The sequence below is a fragment of the Pseudomonas sp. PDM31 genome, assembly GCF_019218965.1.
Classification (GTDB): domain Bacteria; phylum Pseudomonadota; class Gammaproteobacteria; order Pseudomonadales; family Pseudomonadaceae; genus Aquipseudomonas.
The window spans coordinates 630353-649781 of the sequence record NZ_JAHUWS010000002.1 but is presented as its reverse complement, the minus strand read 5'-3'; the positions used below and the strand labels follow the sequence as shown (position 1 = coordinate 649781).

16 protein-coding genes are annotated in these 19429 nt (G+C 54.6%); 6 read left to right on the top strand and 10 right to left on the bottom strand.

What is annotated here, in order from left to right:
• Positions 1-271: 271 nt before the first annotated feature.
• From KW839_RS27560 to KW839_RS06110, 10 genes are all read right to left on the bottom strand, one after another.
• Complete coding sequence (locus tag KW839_RS27560; protein WP_256352517.1) at positions 272-1837, bottom strand: DNA polymerase; 1566 nt, start codon at positions 1835-1837, stop codon at positions 272-274.
• Complete coding sequence (locus tag KW839_RS06150) at positions 1830-3671, bottom strand: RNA-directed DNA polymerase (protein ID WP_218423728.1); 1842 nt, start codon at positions 3669-3671, stop codon at positions 1830-1832. Before KW839_RS06150 ends, KW839_RS27560 begins: the two co-directional genes overlap by 8 nt.
• A 462-nt stretch (positions 3672-4133) precedes the next feature.
• Positions 4134-4328, bottom strand: a complete 195-nt coding sequence (locus KW839_RS06145; protein ID WP_218423727.1) for a hypothetical protein — start codon at positions 4326-4328, stop codon at positions 4134-4136.
• A 389-nt stretch (positions 4329-4717) separates the two neighbouring features.
• Positions 4718-6553 (bottom strand): hypothetical protein, encoded by a 1836-nt coding sequence (locus KW839_RS06140; RefSeq protein WP_218423726.1) that lies wholly within the window; start codon positions 6551-6553, stop codon positions 4718-4720.
• On the bottom strand, positions 6550-7593 hold the full coding sequence (locus tag KW839_RS06135; RefSeq protein ID WP_218423725.1) for a DNA-primase RepB domain-containing protein: 1044 nt from the start codon (positions 7591-7593) through the stop codon (positions 6550-6552). Before KW839_RS06135 ends, KW839_RS06140 begins: the two co-directional genes overlap by 4 nt.
• Positions 7583-8119 carry a hypothetical protein gene (locus KW839_RS06130; RefSeq protein ID WP_218423724.1) on the bottom strand — a complete coding sequence of 179 codons (537 nt, stop codon included), beginning with the start codon at positions 8117-8119 and terminating at the stop codon, positions 7583-7585. Before KW839_RS06130 ends, KW839_RS06135 begins: the two co-directional genes overlap by 11 nt.
• A 131-nt stretch (positions 8120-8250) precedes the next feature.
• The gene (locus KW839_RS06125; RefSeq protein ID WP_218423723.1) at positions 8251-8529 is read right to left on the bottom strand and encodes an AlpA family transcriptional regulator; all 279 of its coding nucleotides are present in this window, start codon (positions 8527-8529) and stop codon (positions 8251-8253) included.
• A gap of 72 nt (positions 8530-8601) precedes the next feature.
• The gene (locus tag KW839_RS06120) at positions 8602-9099 is read right to left on the bottom strand and encodes a hypothetical protein (RefSeq protein WP_218423722.1); all 498 of its coding nucleotides are present in this window, start codon (positions 9097-9099) and stop codon (positions 8602-8604) included.
• Positions 9096-9551: a hypothetical protein gene (locus tag KW839_RS06115; protein ID WP_218423721.1), complete on the bottom strand. Its 456-nt coding sequence runs from the start codon at positions 9549-9551 to the stop codon at positions 9096-9098. Before KW839_RS06115 ends, KW839_RS06120 begins: the two co-directional genes overlap by 4 nt.
• A complete protein-coding gene (locus KW839_RS06110) occupies positions 9541-10644 on the bottom strand; it encodes an integrase family protein (protein ID WP_218423720.1) in 1104 nt (367 codons plus the stop codon). The genes KW839_RS06115 and KW839_RS06110 overlap by 11 nt, the downstream gene beginning before the upstream one ends.
• Before the next feature lie 358 nt (positions 10645-11002).
• On the opposite strand from KW839_RS06110, the gene hsdR reads away from it, so the two are divergent.
• The 6 genes from hsdR (at position 11003) to KW839_RS06080 (ending at position 19413) form a co-directional block, all read left to right on the top strand.
• Positions 11003-14479, top strand: coding sequence for a type I restriction-modification system endonuclease (hsdR, locus tag KW839_RS06105; protein ID WP_218423719.1), 3477 nt, complete (start codon positions 11003-11005; stop codon positions 14477-14479).
• 79 nt (positions 14480-14558) lie between these two features.
• Positions 14559-15197, top strand: a complete 639-nt coding sequence (locus tag KW839_RS06100; protein WP_218423718.1) for a hypothetical protein — start codon at positions 14559-14561, stop codon at positions 15195-15197.
• Complete coding sequence (locus KW839_RS06095) at positions 15194-15898, top strand: hypothetical protein (RefSeq protein ID WP_218423717.1); 705 nt, start codon at positions 15194-15196, stop codon at positions 15896-15898. The genes KW839_RS06100 and KW839_RS06095 overlap by 4 nt, the downstream gene beginning before the upstream one ends.
• Positions 15899-16585 carry a protein phosphatase 2C domain-containing protein gene (locus KW839_RS06090; RefSeq protein ID WP_218423716.1) on the top strand — a complete coding sequence of 229 codons (687 nt, stop codon included), beginning with the start codon at positions 15899-15901 and terminating at the stop codon, positions 16583-16585.
• 10 nt (positions 16586-16595) lie between these two features.
• On the top strand, positions 16596-18143 hold the full coding sequence (locus KW839_RS06085; RefSeq protein WP_218423715.1) for an N-6 DNA methylase: 1548 nt from the start codon (positions 16596-16598) through the stop codon (positions 18141-18143).
• Positions 18136-19413: a restriction endonuclease subunit S gene (locus KW839_RS06080; protein WP_218423714.1), complete on the top strand. Its 1278-nt coding sequence runs from the start codon at positions 18136-18138 to the stop codon at positions 19411-19413. The genes KW839_RS06085 and KW839_RS06080 overlap by 8 nt, the downstream gene beginning before the upstream one ends.
• Positions 19414-19429 lie beyond the last annotated feature (16 nt).

Sequence of the window (19429 nt, the reverse complement as noted above, 5' to 3'; positions counted from 1 at the left end):
GGGTTGGGGGCGATTGCGAAATTGCGCTCCACTTGCCCACCCATCAGCATTCATTCTGAGCAGTCATTTGCATTGGATTTGACTAGTACGCTTTGTGGCCGTGACCGGCAGAGCACGACCCATTGCTGCCCTTCATGAAGGGCAGAGATCGGCCAAGAGCGGACCACCAGAAGTGCCTACGAACTCGGGGCGATTCACATCGCTAATAACGAGAAACGGTCGATCGTTGGCACCACAAAAGAACTCGGGGCCAGCATAGGCTTAGTTATTTTCAATCGCTAGGCAATTGGACTGCTTCAGGAGGAGGACTAAACGGCGCCAACGATGCTTTTCCTATCACCTTGTGTTCAAAGTGGTTGGACATAGCCTCTGCAAAAATATTGACTACGACTTGCGGGTCAAAACCTGCCTGGTGCTGAAAAAGCACGGCATCGTGCATTGGCACTTTTAGCTCGACTCGTGGATCGGCGCTCATCGCAATTAAAGCCTTTTTAAAGATAAGTGACGCGGTTCCTTGGACTTGCTGGCTGATTGAAGATCTCTTCTCCTTCTCACTTAGAGTTCCCGTTCGCTCTCGTTTAATATGGTTGCCAAGAGCAGTTCCAATTTTGCCCTCTGTTTCAAACTGGGTATAAACCCTGGATTTCCAATCCTCAAATTCGGCAAATTGCTTAAAAAAAACTTTTGCATTTTGTCTGTCTGCGCCGTACCCGTACGCCGCATCAATTAAGTCACGGTGCCTCATTCCATACGCGTAAGATAGGAATAGTCGTTTCGCCTCTTTTCGCTTTGTTACATCCCGGAAAATAGAGTCAGCCGCTATTTGATAGAGATCACCTTCCGCATAGAGTTTCGTAAGTAATGGGTCGCCGGATAGCGCGGCCATTATTCCGGCCTCGTACTGCTCGTAATCGACGTAGGAGAAGAGTTTTCCTTCATCTGGAATGAGTATGTCTCGATGCTGTTTAGCAAGATTTTGCAATGATGGGTCTTTGAAGTATATGCGCGAGGTAATCGAACCGAATGAATCTACTATTGGGAAGATTTTTTTTTGGCTCAGCGGTATTGCCGCTAATACCATTCTGGATTTTTGAATTTTTCTTAGATTGAGTAAGTCGTCAGCGTATTCGTCCTGCATTGGGACGAAATTGAGAACGTAATCTACGTTTACGCCAGAAAAATCAAAGCCGTGAGGCTCCAAGTATTCCACGATATCTTCATCCGTTGGAACTTCTAGAGGAACACTGTATTTGGACGAAAATTGCTTTAGGGCCATGTAAAAATCGAATTCTATTTTATCCTTATGACCTCTGAGCACTTCCGTGCTTATATTTATTCCAGCCGCAGCAGAACCTATCAGGTAGCGCGCGACAGGCTGTTCTATTTGGACTAGTCTGTCCCATTCCTGCTCGTGTTTTGCTTCAGTTTCAACTTGGTTAGAATACAATACGAGAGCATCGGCAAATACGGAAAGAGTTTCTTCGCAGATTACTTCTTTCCTGTTAAATATCGCGAGATATTTTTGTATGGTCTCTTTGGCTACAAGGTTTTGAAGCGAATTGGTGATATCTATCTTTTCTTTTTTCTCTCTCTCGGATCTCTTTCCGGAGATAGAAATTCTTAGCTCTTCGACGTCTGTAATTAGTTTTGGCAGCCTTCCAGTTAGTCTGAAAATTGTTGGGGCTATAAGCCAGTAATCATGGCAAACCAGCTCTTCTGTTTGAGAGGAAATGTCTTCAGCAGATGCTTCTTTTAGAACTTTGTCAGACCAAAGAAAAAATCTATCTTTTCCTTGGTCCGTGTAGTCCCTGATGAAGATGAGAGCCTTTTTAGTCATATGGGCTTATCTCTTCGTAAAGTTCCATAGGGCTTCTTGATTCGCGCTCTGTAAGAGGACGTCCGTCTTTGAAATGAGATCTTGCTCGGGTAGCAGTACCTTTTATCTTTGTTTTTAACTCTGATATTAAAGGGCGTAAGTCTTCTTTGCCTAATTCGCTAGTGGCAAGCAAAAAATTTCTTTGATGGTAAAAGGGCCATGTACTTTTGAATTCCGGGATGACTGGAATTAATGCAGCGCTTTCATCAATGCAGCGGAGGTATATGAAGATCGCGGATGCCTCTGCTTGAAGAACATCCGTCTGTATTTTGGCGGATGCGTACTGAAGAATTTTTTCACTTTTGTAGCGGTTCTTTGCGAGCAATAACCAAAGATGAAAATTTTGCCAGGAGTGAATGGATTTCTCATCATCCATCAAGTATTGAGTGATTTTTCCGTAGTCATCTTCTGTTAAGTTTAGGGCTGAAAGAAGGCGGCAGTACTGGTCTGTAGAGGCAGCGTGGTCTTCTAAAGTTTCTATTACTAGCAGTTTAAGATCATCTGAAATCTCTGTATGGATATCAAAGATCTTCGCTTCGCCTAGTTGAATTAGACGGTTTACCGCAAACCGAAACTGTCGTGACTGAGTTTGCTTGTTGTCTATGCAGTCTTTCAGCAACTGATATATGTACTTTGCCGATCGAGCTATAACTCTCCTGCTTCTGGAGCGCCACATGCTGTCGATTGTAAGTGTTCTATCGTCGGTAGTCGGAAAGTATTCGGCGATTTCGGAGTCTGGAGTATCCTTTGTAAGGATCGCGGTTTTTCCTGAGTTAATATTCATTCCGAGTTTTCGAAGCTGATTTATTAAATCTGTAAGCGCTTTTTTGGCTGTTCGCGGTGAAGAGCAAATTATCCTGATGTCATCCACATACCGATAGTAATCGTATCCCAAAGCCACCATGTTCTGGTCAACTGAGTTGAGTACTATGTTGGCAATGAAGGAAGAGGCATCTCTATTTTGAGGGAGGCCATGCCTCTCGTTGTATCCCCATCTTGTCAGAAGAGTACAGAGCGTATGTATTGCATTTCGAATTAAAGTCTTTTCCGGCCCTGATGCTTTCACTTGTTCAAGCATCGTTTCAAATGCTGTACTTATGGCCGTTAGGGAAATGTTCTCGAAATAGTTGATTAGGTCAGTGGCTAGCAGCGATTGATCGTTAGAAAGTGCTGTTTTTGTTACGCCTTCGAAGGTTTTCCATAAGTCGATTCTGCTTTTGAATATGTATTTCTCGGAGGCTCGCTTTTTGTTGTACCGATGACCTAGCACCCGGTGGGATAGTAGTGGATCATAAAATGGCATCAAATAAGAGCATATTGCTTGATATATAAAACGATCATAGAAATCCGTTTCTAATGAATAACGAATTCCTAGACCTTTTTTAGGGATGTCGTACGCCTGTCTTTCACAGCCTAAGTAACGCCCATTTTCTTCAAGCAAGAGAGACTTTAACGTGTCGTGCAGTTGCGGCTTATTAGAAAACAAGTCTTGGTGTTGTAGTACGTCAACGAACCAATCGTCGCGCATATCTTGATTTAAGTGTTGCAATACTGCATCGATGTCAATTGGAAATGCTAATAGCTCAAGGGGGTCTTTACTGTCTAAGGTTATAAGATTTTTGGAGGTTGATTCTTTGAATAGGATGTTTAGTTTTTTCCGAAATGTATTATCTTTAAGCAGTGCCTTGTTGTTTTGTATCTCTGACAATAATAAGTCTAACGTAAGATGGAGTGGATCGCTTTCACAGGGGGCGGTGATTTCGCCGCTGTTTTCGGAAGCAATTTCTGTTTCCATACTTCAGTCCTTGATAGTTGTGGTAGCACAGCCAAATCACCCATCTATATTGCTATTTTTTCATGCCACAAATTAGACCTTTCGTTGATGCTTGCGGCGATGCGTAAAAATGCTGCGAGATAGCGTTTATCCGAATCTTCCGGCGAAGTCTAATTGGTAGCATGTCCGCTGGCGTATTGCCACAGGAATAGCAAGAAACATTGAGGCAAAAATTTTCTGCCAAATCGTGTGTCCTCCGTCGTAGTGACACCCGGCAATGTCGTCGGGAGTGTGGCACGCGATGGCGTCTGTCACCGTCTGATCTGAATCGCTACTGATTTTGTAGATACCTTGAAGGTCAGCTACTGGCCGTTCTATACCGAGAATAGTTACAAAGCATGCTGGGTAGATCGAATGCAAATGGGTTGGTCTCGGCCTAGGGTCGGGGGCGATCGTCCACCCTGCACAACCGTAGGCCAGGGGTCATGCCAGATCGTTGGGGCCGGTCGGCCAGAAGCGCGAGTGGGAGGCTGGCTTGCCGGTCGCGACGGCCTCCTGAAGCGCCTCGACCCAATAGCAGAGGGGAACACCATAAGGTGGGCCATCACAAAAGCCAAACATCTCGCGGTGGGCGGTCACGGCTGCGTCAAAAGCAAGGCCGGCTTCTTCGTCGGTCATGCTGTTTTCCTCGTTGGTGGTGGCGGCGATCCGGCCGCGAGGTGGGTTCGGCGTCCCGTTTCGCCCCGTTTCGTCCCGTGGAGCTTTCGGCCGGTCCGCCCGTAACCCATGCCCCGCTTGGCCGCGAGGGGTGATGGGACGGATGGGACGGCGAAAAACGCTTACTGCTGCCGCCCGTGTTTTTCCTGCTCTCTTTTTATCTTCTTTTTTCTTTTCTTTCTAAGTATATAAAAAAGATAGTCCCATCCGTCCCAAAGAGACTCGGAAGGCTCTAAATCAACACCCGCGGACGGGACGGATTTTCTGAAACTCACGTCCCGTGATGGTCCCCCGGGACGGTTTCCGGCCGGGAAGGTGGCCAAAGCACACCCCCGCGGCTGAGCCGCTCCTTAAAACAGCCCCATCGGAGGGTCGTCCTCCGCGAGCTCAGGTATCGGCCCAACGTCCTTTCCGACCGCCATCGGCTTCCCAAAGACCACCAGCAATCCTCGGGTGCGCTTATACCCGCGCGCATCGGGCGCAACGAAGCGCACCCGCCCCTGTTCATCCGTCCGCGGGTGCTTCAGTCGGTCGAGGATGTCTCCGACCTTGTAGCTGATTTTCCCGGCCGCCGACTTCTCGCTTGTTTCGTTCAGGTAGTCCTTGATCAACTTCGTGCGACCTCGCTGCGAAATGAACACCGCTGGCTGCCCCCGCTCAGCGTCGTATCCGGACGTCACGACCGAGACATGCGTTTCGAGGATGCGCAGCACCCCCGGACCCACCGACCGCCGCCACGCTTCGTTGCCATGCTTGGTGCAGTAATCGCGCAGCAGGTCGCGCAGCCCTTCAGCGACGTCATCGACAACAGCACTCAAGCTTTCGTAGTGATCCGACAGCAAGCGCCCCTTGCGGAATTCAGCCACCACCTTCTTTGCCGCGACCGGGGCCGCGTCTTTGCCCATTGCGCGGTAGCGCTCGACTTCAGCATTGAAGACCTCGGCAATGTGATGCTCCAGTGCCTGCCGCATGGCGTCATCACCCGCGGCCTTGTACCACTCGTAACCCAGAATCGGAGTCTCCGAATGCTTCGGCCGCAGGACGCAAAAGCGCGCATCAAACTGTTTCTCGATGCCGTTGCCGGTCAGCGATTGAACTTCTTCAGCGCTGGCAAACAACTTCGTGTAGATCGGCACCGTGGTGCGCGGCTGGCCTTTGGAAGCGAAGGTGATCACATCGTTCATGCGCTTCAGCTCGGCAATCGCCGCCTTGAACTCATCAACAAACACAATCCAAGCATGCAGGAAGGGTCCAGGCATCAATCCGCTCGGTTTGCCATCCATCGCCAGTACGAGTTCATTCAGCCCGACCTCCACCGTCGCCCCCAGCTTGGCCATCGCCGCCGCGACCAAGCCCTTGCCAAAGTCTGACACGGCGTGAAGCCATACTGAACAGGCGCGCCGGGTAGGCATGAAGCGGCTCGCGGCCACGAAGCGCAGCAGGTCGTCAAACTCGACAAAGTGCTCGGTGATGAATGTCTGCACCAGCTCAGGATTGCGCTTGCCCTTCGCCACGAAGGGCTTGAACGGCACCGTCACATGCGCTATTCGGTCGGCCAGCTTCATCGACGCATGCGTGGCAAAAACGTCCACCTCATAGGCAATTACATCGACCTGCCGCAGAGTTTCCAGCGATGCCGGAATAGCATCCTTGGCCATCTTCATCGCATTGCCTATCCGCTGCTCAATATTTTCGCCGGACAAGGCCGCCTTGAGCGCAGGCGGTATCGCGAGCGCGAAGCAACGATCACGCCACACGGCATAACCCTTGGCGCTGAGCCCCCGGTTGAGCGTCCCATCAACCTCCAAAACACTCAACTTGTTGTTCTGCGCCACAATGATCGTGCGCGCCACCAGCGGCAGGAATGGTTCAACAGGGAAAAACCGCGTGTCGAGCTGATCAGTCGGCAAACCTCTGTCCGGGGCGATCAGCGCCTTGTTCACGTTAAAGTTGAACTCAGCGCACACCCGTCGCGCATCAAGTTGAAGGCGCTCATCGCCTAGATCAATCTCAACGCCGGCGCGGATCACAATGTCCTCGCCTGCCGCCCGTTGCTGTGCGAATGCCTTGAACTGTTCGCTTCCCTCTTTCAACGCATCACCAGCCGCGGCAATGGTTTGTTCAGCTGTGAGTTGCGCCACGGCTTCATCGGGGTCTGTATCGAATTGACTTTTGTTATCGCTCATCTCCGTTTCTCCCAAGCGGCCATCAACATCAACTGCACGGCTTCCCACCCCAGCGCCTCCAAGGCGGCAACATTCCCGGCCGAGTTGGCCTGTGCAAGAATTACCGGATCATCCGAAAGCACGAGGTCTTCCACGTGCTTGAACTGCTTGTCGATGCAATGCCCGTGATGGCACTTGTAGCCGCCGTGCCAACCGTTTTCTCTGCATGGCGGGTGGATGTGTGAGCCTCCACCCAAACCTCCGGCGTGCTCATCAATCCAAGGGCACACAACCGGCACCCACTCTTCAGCGTTGGCCGGGCCCTTCACGATCATCACGGACATCACCCGCTCGTACACCGCTGCTAGCAGGCGCTGCTCTTCGGTGCTCGCCACCGGGCGTACTCGCTCCACCGGGGGTAAAAGGTTCAGCCCCCAAAGCCGGGCAAGCCGCTCAGGGGTAAACAGCCGCTCAGGATTGAAGGCATCAATGCGCACTTGGAAGTTTTCGGCGGTCGCCTTCATGTTGATGGAATCAGGCACCCGGCCGACACGAGTGACGTTCCGCATCCCGGTGTCCTTCTTCTTCCCGTCCTCCCCGGCTGGGCAAAACTTCTGGATGAAGCTGTCGATCAGGGTGCTGAACTTGGCCCGGTCCCAACAGGGCTCTTCAAACACATACCAGAGCTGGAAGTTGCCCTTGGACGTCTCGATGGCAACAGTGGGTGGAAGCTTGATCGTTTTGAAGTCGATCTTGGTGCCCACGTCGTCAACCATGAGCGCGATGCCGCAGACAAACAGCTCTTTACGGGCGGCCCACATGGGCTGTTTTGGGTCTGTGCCGTATAGCGGATTGCGCTTGAAGGCGGACACGGTGACGTAGCGGTTTTCGTAGGGGCTGCCACTCACTAGCAAGCGGCCGTTGCGTTCAACCATTGCGATCTTTGGCCAAGACAATTGGTCAGCCGGGGCGCCGGAGAAGGCGCAGGTCAACAGGCGTGCTTCTCCGACCGGGCGCTTGCTCTCCAGAAGCCCGACGAATTTTTGAAGATCACCAGTCATAGATCACCTCGTCTTCACCGAGGGCGAACCGCGCCCGGATCAACGCATGGGCCGTCTTCTTCTTCGTCTTCTTCTTCACAAGGAACACCTGCCGGTCGGGGCCGCGTGTCTCGTACATGTCGTATGCGCGGTACGGTCTGTAGTTCCAGATCGCCGGACACTCATCCATGCTCACCGCGCCGTGGCGTTCCAGCAGCAGGTCAGCCCGATCACGGGCGAGTCGCAGGGGGCTGGGTTTGGGCTTGACCTTCAAGGCCGCTTCCGACACGTGGGGGCCGAACGTCATGAGCCACAGCGACGGCTTCATTACCGTGTGATGGAACGGCCAAAGCAACGGATCAATGAGTTCATCAATGTCTTTGCCGCGGATGTATGAGTGTGTGATCAGGTCGACGTAGCGGCGGCAGCCGCGGTCGTAGGCGAAGTCTTGGACGAAACGGCTGAACCGCAGTATCTCTTGACCGTCGGCAATACGTCGGCGCACAAGGAAGCCGCGGATCACATCGCTGGGTGGTAGTTTCAACATAACCCTTCCTCCTTGCCGCGTGAGGAGTCACGGGGGTAGTCGACTGGCGTGCTGAAAGAGAGGAAAATTGAACCGCTCGCAAGGCACGCTGCATCCGACGCCGCCCGGTTTCTCTGACCGTGGCGGCGTTTTTATTGGCAGGCTGCGGCGGCTTTCGCTTCGGCCGCGGCAACGCGCAGGCTGGGCGCGATCGGGTCGACGTTACCTTGGCGGGAGTCGAAGTACGCCTTCACCTCAACCCATGGGAAAACGCGCTTCTTGTGGGAGATGCGCACGGGCTTCGGGAAAGCCGGGTCAACGAGCGCCATCTTGCGAAGGGTCTGTAGCGATATGCCGAACGAGGCCGCGACAAGGTTCTGATCGACGTAGACCGGCGTGATGCCGGGGGCTTCTCGGTTGGAATCATTCATGTGGTAACGCTCCGAATTGGTTTGCGTTACCGATTGAAAGGCCTAAGGGTGAATTAGCCGGTTAACTCCACCCTAAATAATTTTCCCCGCCTCTTTCCACCACCCCTTGAGCGTTTCTTTAGATTTCTTCTCCGGCTCCTGTGGAGCGCCCTCCGGCCGTAGGACCGCATCGGCGTCGACGCAGTAGCGGCCTGACTCGTGAACACTCAGAGTGATGCCATCGATGCTGCCCATCAAAGCTGATTCGATGAACTCGGGAAAAGTCATGACATCGCGTCGCGCGAGCGTCATTCGCTTGATGAACTCGCCGCTCAGGGTGGTTTTTTCCTTCTTCTTTCGCTGCTTGCTGGCGACCTCGGCTTGGCGGCGGCTCTCGGCTCCCATCACCGCTTCGATGCTGGTGTCTTCCAGAAAGTCCGCGTCACCACAGTGGCCGGCCAGCACCAGCTTGGTGGCGCGGCGCGCTGCGACTACCAACTGCTCGGGGTGATTCTCACACTGCTCGGCGAATTTCTTCTGCCGCTTGGCGAAGTGCTCGGCATTGATGCGGTTCAACTCTTCGGGCGTCATACGACGACCTTCTCAGCCTGCAGCTTGATGGCTCGGGTTATTCGCTCCCACGCATCAACATACTGCTCCTGCTCGAATACAGAAGGCTTCAACCAGTAGTGATGCTTCCCGGTGCCTTTGCTTGGGTTGTTGTCGCGAATGGCTTGGCTCTTTACCTCATCGGGGGTCAGGACATAGCACACCGGCGAGTCTGAACCTACATTGCTCGCAATAACCCAGAACGTGCCTTTGATTTTCCCCAAGTCGTGGCCGAGAGGGACGTCGCCGCGTGTTTGTCTGCCTTTCACTTGAACGCCGATAGCTATGGCGCAATCATCGCCGTAGACAAATAGGTCGGCCCCTGCAGCATTGCGCGAGGTTGGAAGCGTGGACAACCCAGAGCGCCCGAGCTGATATGCAACCCAGTGGAGGGCCATCTCCGCGCAGTGCTGGCGGCTGTATTTAGCTGCCATGATTTTCTCCAATTACCCGCAATATTTCAGCATGCCACAACTTTAGTGCTGCACGCTTTTCCGGCAACAGTTCGGCACGCTCGTAGTGCTTGGCCTGCACGCCAGTTTGGCCGTGCGACAGCAACGCCCCGCGCAGATCGCGGCTGATGCCTAGCTCCTGCATCCGGGTCTCGACGGTGCGGCGGATGTCGCTGGGTTTCACGCCTTCCGGCAGCAGTCGTGGACCGGCGCCTCGCACGCTGTTCTCGGTTGCCGTCTCGGTGGCGATCTTGGCCGCGGCGGTCAGGTCGGCGACGATCACCGGCAACAAGCAAACCTTCGCCCGACTGCCGCGGCCCTTCGTGTCGGTGATGCTTATCAGCTCTTCGCCGAAGTCGGCGGTGCGCAGCTGTTCCATTCGGGCGCCGGTCAGCAGAATGAGTTTCCAGAAGGCACCGATCGGGCCGGCCGCGGAGGCTTTCGCCCAGAACGCCTGAATCTCGGCATCGGTCATTACCCGGTCGTTGGCCCGTTCCCATTCAGCAATCCGGGGCGTGCCAGTGACGGGGTTGTGGCTGATTTTGAAGGTCGCTGTGCCAGCGGGTTTTCTTGGGTCGTAGTCGTACTTGGCAGCGTGGGCGAAGGCGGCGTGAAGCAGGCTGCGCAGGCGGTTGACCGACGTGGTGATGCCCGTCGCAGCACGGCGGCGGAGTACCGCGGCCACCTCGGCGGTGGTGATGCTCGATGCTTCGCGCTTCAGCAGCGGGTCGCCTTCGGGAAAGGCCAGATTGAAAACAATCTTCGCATCGCGGGCGGTCGGCCGCTCACCGAGGCTTTCGCGGTAGGCAGTGAGGAGGTCTTGCAGCGTGCCGGTGCGCACCAACTCCTTTCCAGCCATCGACCGGGCCGCGGCTCGGGCAGCGGCAAGACCCATCGCCGGGTACTCGCCCAGTTTCCGGGTGCGGTCGGTGCCGTTGGCGCGGGAGCGGATGTGCCATGTGCGTGCGCCCGTTGCGGAGACGAACAGCACCAGTCGGCCGCCGCCGTGCTCACCGTCGTCGGTTATCTTGGTGCCGGGCAAAGCCGCGCGGACGATCTTGTCAGTTAGCTTCATTCGCTCTCCTCACACCCCGTTCCACACCCCGAATGGGAGGAAGACAAGGGATCAAACAGGAAAGGAATTAAACGCCTAAGTCAAGGAAATACAAATACTTATCAGACAACCGGAGCAGGTGGGAAAGGTATGTGATAAGTCTCATAATCCTTTGGTCCACGGTTCAAGTCCGTGTGGGCCCACCAAACAAGAAAGCCGCGCATTGCGCGGTTTTTTCGTATCTGATGCAAAATCGCCATCGAATCAAGCACTACCAAGCCATGGTCAAACCTGCGTCATCTTGGGTAAGCTCGACGCATCATTGCGCCAGTAAGCCCAACGACGCGCAATCAAGGGATGAGCATGGACAGGATTGATCATGGCCGCGAACAGTAACTTCTCCTTTCTCCAGGAGCACGATCCTGTATTCCTGCAGTTGGCGAGCACGGCCGAACAGATCTTTGCCAGCGATCCCAACACCACATTGATCAAGCTGCGCCAGCTTGGCGAGGCCTTGGCTCAAGACCTGGCCAGCCGTGCCGGTATCGAATTCGATGCCACGACCAAGCAGACCGACTTACTCTACAAATTAAGCCGGGATATCCAGCTCGATCAAAAAATCCGCAATCTGTTCCACACCCTGCGCACCGAAGGCAACAAAGCCACCCACCAATTCCGCACTCAGCACCGCGAAGCATTGGATGGGCTCAGAGTTGCCCGCGCCTTGGCCATTTGGTACCACCAATCATTCGGCAAGCAAGGCGACAAGTTCAGTCCCGGCCCCTTTGTAAATCCGCAAGACCCTAGCACTCCGCTGCGCGACCTACAGAACCAGATTGAGCAGTTGAAAGGTCAATTAAGTGAGTCCTGCCAACAACTTGAAAGTAATCAACAGTTGGCTGACCTGATAACGCGCGAAGCCGAAGAATATGCCGCACTTGCTGAACAAATGGGCGCCGAATCAAGCCTCCACAAGCAGCAAGTCATACAGCATGAAGCCGAACTGGAAAGGCTGCGCAGGGAGCACGAGCAACGCATCAAGGACCTGCAAGTTCAGCTGCTGACCCAGCCGCAGGCCTCATCACAAGTCATGCACCGTACAATGCGGGCCACTCAGAAATTTGACCTGAGCGAAGACCTCACCCGAATCCTCATCGACCAGCAATTGGTCGATGCAGGCTGGGAAGCGGACTCCCTCGATCTGACGTACAAAAAAGGCGCCCGCCCTGAAAAGGGCAAAAACAAAGCCATCGCCGAATGGCCCACCAGCATCCCAAATGCCGATGCCGACTATGTCCTGTTTGCAGGCCTGACACCGGTAGCCATCGTTGAAGCCAAGCGCAAACGCACCAATGTTGCCGACCGCATTCGTCAGGCCGAGCGTTATTCGCGCGAATACAAGTTCGCCCCGGAGCAGCTGAAAGCATGGCTGGGAGCTGGTCATCTCAATGGCTGGAACGATGGTGAAGGCAAAGCCTTCCAAGTACCGTTTGCCTTCGCCTGCAATGGTCGCCCTTACATCAAGCAACTCGCAGAACAATCCGGGACCTGGTTCCGGGATCTGCGCAGCCCGTCCAATACAGCCCGACCACTGCAAGATTTCTATAAACCCGAAGACTTGCAAGACCTGCTCAAGCGCAGCCGTGCGGAGGCTGAAGCCAAACTCAAGGAAGAAGGCTTCACCTATCTGAAGTTGCGCGATTATCAGGAAAAGGCCATCCATGCCGTCGAACTGGCCTTAGCCAACAATCAACGCGACTGTTTGCTGGCGATGGCCACTGGCACCGGCAAAACCCGCACCATCATTGGCTTGATGTACCGCTTCCTGAAAACCGAACGCTTCAAGCGCATTCTGTTTCTGGTCGACCGCAGCGCCCTTGGTCAGCAAGCAATCGACTCGTTCAACGACACCACCCTCGAGCAAAACCACACCCTCGCGCAAATCTACGACATCAAAGAGCTGGGCGACATGGCCGCCGAGGCGGAAACCCGCGTTCAGGTGGCCACAGTACAGGCCATGGTCAGCCGCATTTTCCGCTCTGAAACCCCGCCTTCAGTCGGGGAGTTCGACTGCATCATCGTCGACGAAGCCCACCGTGGTTACACCCTCGATCAGGAAATGAGCGAGGGCGAGTTGGCGGTACGAGATCACAACCAGTACCTCTCGCAGTACCGCCGTGTGCTGGATTATTTCGACGCCTGTAAAGTCGGCCTGACCGCTACCCCGGCCAAACACACCAGCGAAATTTTCGGCAAGCCGGTGTTCACTTACAGCTACCGCGAAGCCGTGGCAGACGACTGGCTGATCGATCACGAGCCACCAATTCGTTACGAGACGCAACTGAGTAAACACGGCATTCACTTCGATAAGGGACAATCGGTCAGTGTCATCGACACTCAGACCGGAGAAGTCGATGTCGCCGAATTGGAAGACGAACTCAACTTCAACATTGAGTCGTTTAACCGCCGTGTGATCACCCCTGCTTTTGACAAAGTAATTTGCGATGCTTTGGCCAATGAACTGGACCCCTTTGGTGAAGAAAAAACAATGGTGTTCTGCGTCAATCAGGCCCATGCCGAGCGGGTGAAAACCCTGCTCAACGAAGCATTCAAAGGCGCTTATGGCGAGCAATACAACCAGGCGACCGTGCAAATCATCACCGGTCAGAGCGACAAGGTTGAACAACTGATTCGCAAGTACAAAAACGAGCCGCACCCCAGCATTGCCATCACCGTCGACTTGCTGACCACCGGTATCGACGTGCCGAAAATCTGCAATCTGGTGTTCATGCGCCGGGTGCGCTCACGCATTCTCTATGAGCAGATGAAAGGCCGCGCAACCCGGCGTTGCGACGAGATCGGCAAAACGGTTTTTCGTATCTACGACCCTGTCGACCTCTACGCCAGCCTCGAAGCCGTCGACACCATGAAGCCGTTGGTGAAGAACCCCAATGTCTCCCTGGAGCAATTGGTCAGCGAGCTCACCAGCGATGCCAGCCACGACGCTCCCGGTAATCAGGAAGACAGCAGCCACGCCCATGATGTGCTTGATGTACTTAGCCAACGCATCATGCGAATTCTGCGCAAAGCCGACCACAAGGCAGAAACCAAGCCCGCCCTGAAGGAAAAACTCAAGGAGCTTGAAGACATTTGGGGAGTAGAGCCGGCCAAACTACACAAACACCTTCACGAACTGGGGCCAAGGCAAGCAGCCCAATTCGTTCGCCAGCATAGCCAACTGCTGACTCAATTGGGCGCCGTCAGTACCCTGCTGGGCTCGGAAAATTACCCGATCATTTCCACACACTGTGACGAACTGATTTTACGTGAGCAAAGCTACGGTGCGTATCACAAGCCACAGGATTACCTCGAAAGCTTCCACGACTTCATCCACAGCCAGCTCAACCAATCCACAGCCTTGGGCGTGGTAGTCAATCGCCCCAAAGACCTCACCCGCGAACAATTGCGCACGGTGCGCTTACTGCTGGATCAACACGGCTTCAGCGAGGTCAGCCTGAAAAGCGCCTGGCGCAACCAGACCAACCAGGAAATCGCGGCCAGCATTATTGGCTTTATCCGCCAGGCCGCGATTGGCGAAGCCTTGCTGCCGTTTGACCAGCGCGTGGCCAATGCCATGCAAAAAATCTATGCCCTTGAGCCGTGGACACCCGTGCAACGCAAGTGGCTTGATCGCCTGGCCAAGCAATTGGTGCACGAAGTGGTCATTGACTCGCAACAGGTCAACAACGCCTTTCAGAACGATGGCGGCATCAAGAGCTTGAACCGCCACCTCGGCGGCAACCTGGATAAGGTTCTGGAAGCCTTGAATGACAATCTTTGGCCAGCGGTCGGCTGAATCCGTTGACAGCGACAGGGCAAATACGCCTAGACTGTCCTCAGTCCCAGGACAGAGGACAGTTGCTAGCTGAGGCCGTATGAAGAGTCAAGACGTTCTATTGCTGATCAAACTGATTTGCCTGGAGCAGCGCGAACGCCTGCAGCAGCAGCTCGACAGTGAAACAGCAGAACTGCGCAAGCTAAGCGACAACGAAAAACCATGGAAAGGTTGGGAAGACGAACCTGAACAAGATCCTCCAGTACATCGCGAGAGCTACTCTGTTCGCGCCTTGGGAGCATCACTTGGAATCAGCAAAACCGAGGTGGGCACGGCGTTGAAACGCTGCCTGGAAATCGGGTTACTTCGCGTAGATCCAAGCTCGCACTTCATTCGAGTCAACAGCAAAGCACTGTTAGACTTTATCGAGCACGGGTTGCGGTATGTCTTCCCGGTCAAACCTGCCGAAATTGTCCGCGGTATCCCAACCGGCTTTTCCGCCCCCGTCCTACAGGACAAACTGATGAGTGGCGGCGACCTGATCCACGTCTGGCCAGACGCCTATGGCACTCGCAAAGGGCAGTCCATCACGCCCCTATTCAAGACCGTCCCGGGTGCAGTCAAAAAAGACCCGCGTTTGTATGAATACCTGGCGCTGATAGACGCCGTGCGCCTGGGTAATGCTCGGGAAGCCAATCTGGCGAACCAGCTTTTGCGCGAGAAGATTCTTCAACCATGAGCCACACACAGAACATCCAGATGCTCGAAGTCGTCGCCAAGGCGCTCGGCGAAGAGCTTTGCCAAGAGGTTGCCTTCGTCGGCGGTTGCACGACAGCCTTGCTGCTGACCGACGAGTTCACCCTGGAAGAAGTGCGCTACACCGACGATGTCGATCTGGTGGTGCATCTGACAGGCTATGCCCAGTGGCAAACCCTGGTGGCACAACTCAAGCAAAAAGGCTTCAAACAATCGCCACAGGACGAGGTCATTTGCCGCCTGCGCCTGGGTGAGCTGAAAGTCGACTTCATGCCCGAAGATGCCGAAACCGCCAACCTGCTGGGCTGCAACAACCGCTGGTTCAGCGACGGCCTGGCCAGCGCGCAGTGGCATGAATTACCCAGTGGCTGCCGCATTCGCCTGTTCAGCCCGCCCTACTTCCTCGGCAGCAAACTGCAAGCCTACGCCGGTCGCGGTGCGCAGAACCCGCTGGGCAGCCAGGACCTTGAGGACATTCTCAATCTGGTCAACGGTCGGGAGGAATTGCTGGCTGAAGTAGAATCCGCCGCCCCGGATCTTCGCGCCTATCTGGGCCAAACGCTGGCAGGCCTGCTGGGAAACAACGACTTCGGCTATCTGGTGCAAGATGCCGCGCGCGGCGACAGCGAGCGTGAGCAGATTATCTGGGGCCGTCTGCACCACATTGTCCGGGTAACAGCCTGAATGCTCGCGTCCCTGAAGTGGCACACCCAGGCCGGCCGCCACACGGCGGATAACCGGGATGCCCTCGCACATGCCGCGCAGCCAAACGCCAGCCTCTACCTGATCGCCGATGGCAGCAGCAGCCACCCGCGCAGTGGTGAATTGGCTCATGCCTTGCTGGATGATCTGACCCAAGGCTTTGGCCAGTTACCGACGCAAGAACTGAACGCCGCGCAACTGGCCAGCGCACTCCAGCAGATCATCATCACCAGACATCAAACACTACGGAGCGATTTCCCCTTGGCAGCCTGCAGCTATCTGCTGCTTTGCCTGCTTCCCGATGCGGCATTCACGATCCATGAAGGCGATTGCTGCCTGGGCGTCATTGATCAGGACAGTGAAATCATCTGGCTGAGTGCTGTACATTGCGCACCCAATTGGCAGGGTGGTCTCACCCCTGCACAGATTGCCCAGGACTCATCACGCCACAGCCTGACCCGCTGCTTTAGCGCCCGGCGTGCGAGCAACCCAGACATCAACTTTTGGCCTGCCCGTCCGAACCAACACTGGGTGCTGGCGAGCGATGGCTTCTGGGCCGGCTTATGCCCCCAGACCCAACAGCTTTTTTTGCACGACGGCCACTTGCCCGCCCCGCCCACCGATGACGACATCAGCTGCCTGAGCGTCATCGCCAACCCCATTTTTTAGAGCGCTCCCCATGACCAATAGCGACATCGTCCAGAAGCTCTGGAACCTTTGCGACGTCCTGCGCGACGACGGCATCAACTACAGCGACTACGTCACCGAACTGGTGCTGCTGCTGTTCATCAAAATGGAATTCGAACAGGTTCAGAACAACGACAGCTTCAGCCACAAACTGCCCGACGGTGCGCGCTGGCCGGATCTGAACAGCAAGTCCGGTCTGAACCTGCTCAACCACTACCGGCAGATGCTGCTCGACCTGGGGCAAAACGCTGACCCGTTGATCGCCGCCATCTACGCTGATGCCCAGACGCGCCTGAAAGAGCCGCGTCACCTGGAACAACTGATCAAAAGCCTCGACGGCATCGACTGGTTCAGCGCCCGCCGCGACGGCCTCGGCGATCTGTATGAAGGCCTGCTGGAAAAGAACGCCAGCGAAACCAAATCCGGTGCCGGCCAGTACTTCACCCCGCGCCCGCTGATCGACAGCATCATCAACTGCATCAAGCCCCAGCCGGGTGAAGTGATTCAGGACCCAGCCGCTGGCACGGCAGGCTTCCTGATTGCCGCTGATGCCTACATCAAAAACCAAACTGACGACCACTACGACCTCGACGAAAAGGCGCGCAGCTTTCAGCGTAATCGTGCCTTTGTCGGTGTAGAGCTGGTGCCTGGCACGCGCCGCTTGGCGCTGATGAACACCTTGCTCCACGGCATGGAAGGTGACGAAGAAGGTGTGGTACACCTGGGCAATGCCCTCGGTCAAACCGGGGCCAACCTGCCGAAAGTGGATGTGATTCTCTCCAACCCACCGTTCGGCACTGCCAAGGGCGGCGGCGGCCCGACCCGTGACGACCTCACCTATAAGACCAGCAACAAACAACTAGCGTTCTTGCAGCACATCTATCGCGGCCTCAAACCCGGTGGCCGTGCTGCTGTGGTGCTGCCCGATAACGTGCTGTTCGAAGCTGGTGTTGGTACGGACGTGCGCCGCGACCTGATGGACAAGTGCAACCTGCACACCATTCTGCGACTGCCGACGGGGATCTTTTACGCCCAAGGCGTGAAGACCAACGTGCTGTTCTTCCAGAAAGGCTCGGTCGATAACCCGCGTCAGGATCAAGGTTGCACGCAGCGTGTTTGGGTTTATGACTTGCGTAGCAATATGCCTAGTTTTGGTAAACGCACACCGTTTGGGGCGGCGCACCTGAAACCTTTTGAAGACGCTTACGGGGTGGATGCCAACGGCAATAGCCCGCGTGCGGAGAATGTTGAAGGGATTGGTGAGCTGAGCCGATTCCGGGTATTTACTCGCGAGCAGATCGAACAGCGTGGGGATTCGCTGGATATCAGTTGGTTGAAGGATGCGGACAGTCTGGATGCCAACGACTTGCCGGCGCCGGAAGTCCTGGCAGGTGAGGCTATGGCTGAACTGACTGAGGCGTTGCATGAGTTGGAAGAGCTGATGAAAGCGCTGGGGGCTGGGGATGAAGTGGCGGCGCAGAAGCAGTTGATGGCTGAGGTGATGGGGTTGGTGGTTTCACAGGAGAGTGGCAATGATTGAATCACCTAGCCACTGGCATCCATTAAAACTTGGCGAAGTCGCTGAGTTTAAATACGGAAAAGCGTTACCGGCCTCAGCCCGGGATGGTGATACATACCCTGTCTTTGGATCTAACGGTATTGTTGGCCAACATTCAACCTGGCTTTCTCCAGCACCTACAATTGTAATCGGTCGAAAAGGCAGTGTTGGCGAAGTATGCTTTTCTGAGAAAAACTGCTCGCCTATTGATACAACATACTACATGGACTCTTTCGATTTTTTTGATCCTAAATTTTGTTTCTACCTTCTCAAAAATCTTCGTCTCGGTGAATTAAATAAGTCCACTGCAATTCCTGGCCTTAATCGCCAAGACGCATATGAATTAAAAATTAGCCTTCCATCGATCTACGAACAAACCCGCATCGCCCAAAAACTCGATGAACTGCTGGCCCAGGTCGACACCCTCAAAGCCCGCATCGACGCCATCCCCGCCCTGCTCAAACGCTTCCGCCAGTCAGTCCTCACAGCAGCGGTTTCCGGACAACTGACGGTACAGAGAGAGAGTACAGATCTACCTGATGACTGGCAGCGCGTAAAATTCTCCTCCGTGATAAATGACTTAAGGTATGGAACAGCTCAGAAATGCGACTATAACGGCGGGGTAACCGGAGTATTGCGAATACCTAATATTTCTGAAAAGGGCATAAATACTAACAACCTAAAGTATGCGAACTTTAACGCCGGCGAGATAAAAAAACTCTCTCTTCAGAGAGGAGATATAGTCCTTATTCGTTCAAACGGTAGCGTCTCACTAGTAGGAAGATCCGCAGTAATTGGCACCAACGAAGAAGGTCTTCTCTTTGCTGGTTATTTGATACGCGTACGCCTAAACATAGAATACGCCATTCCCGAATATGTAAACTACTGGCTCAAGTCTCCAGCAGTTCGACAAGCCATAGAGCTAACAGCCAGATCTACAAGTGGTGTCAACAATATTAATAGTGAAGAAATCAAGTCACTCACCTTCACAATGCCTTCACTCGCAGAGCAAACCGAAATCGTCCGCCGAGTCGAACAACTCTTCGCCTTCGCCGACCAACTGGAAGCCAAAGTCGCCTCGGCCAAAAGCCGTATCGACCACCTGACCCAAAGCATCCTGGCCAAAGCCTTCCGCGGTGAACTGGTTCCCCAAGACCCGAACGACGAACCCGCCAGCGTGCTACTGGAACGCATCAAAGCCCAACGCGCCGCAGCACCCAAGGCAAAACGTGGCCGCAAGGCGTCGGTCTGAATTCAAGAAAGGAAGC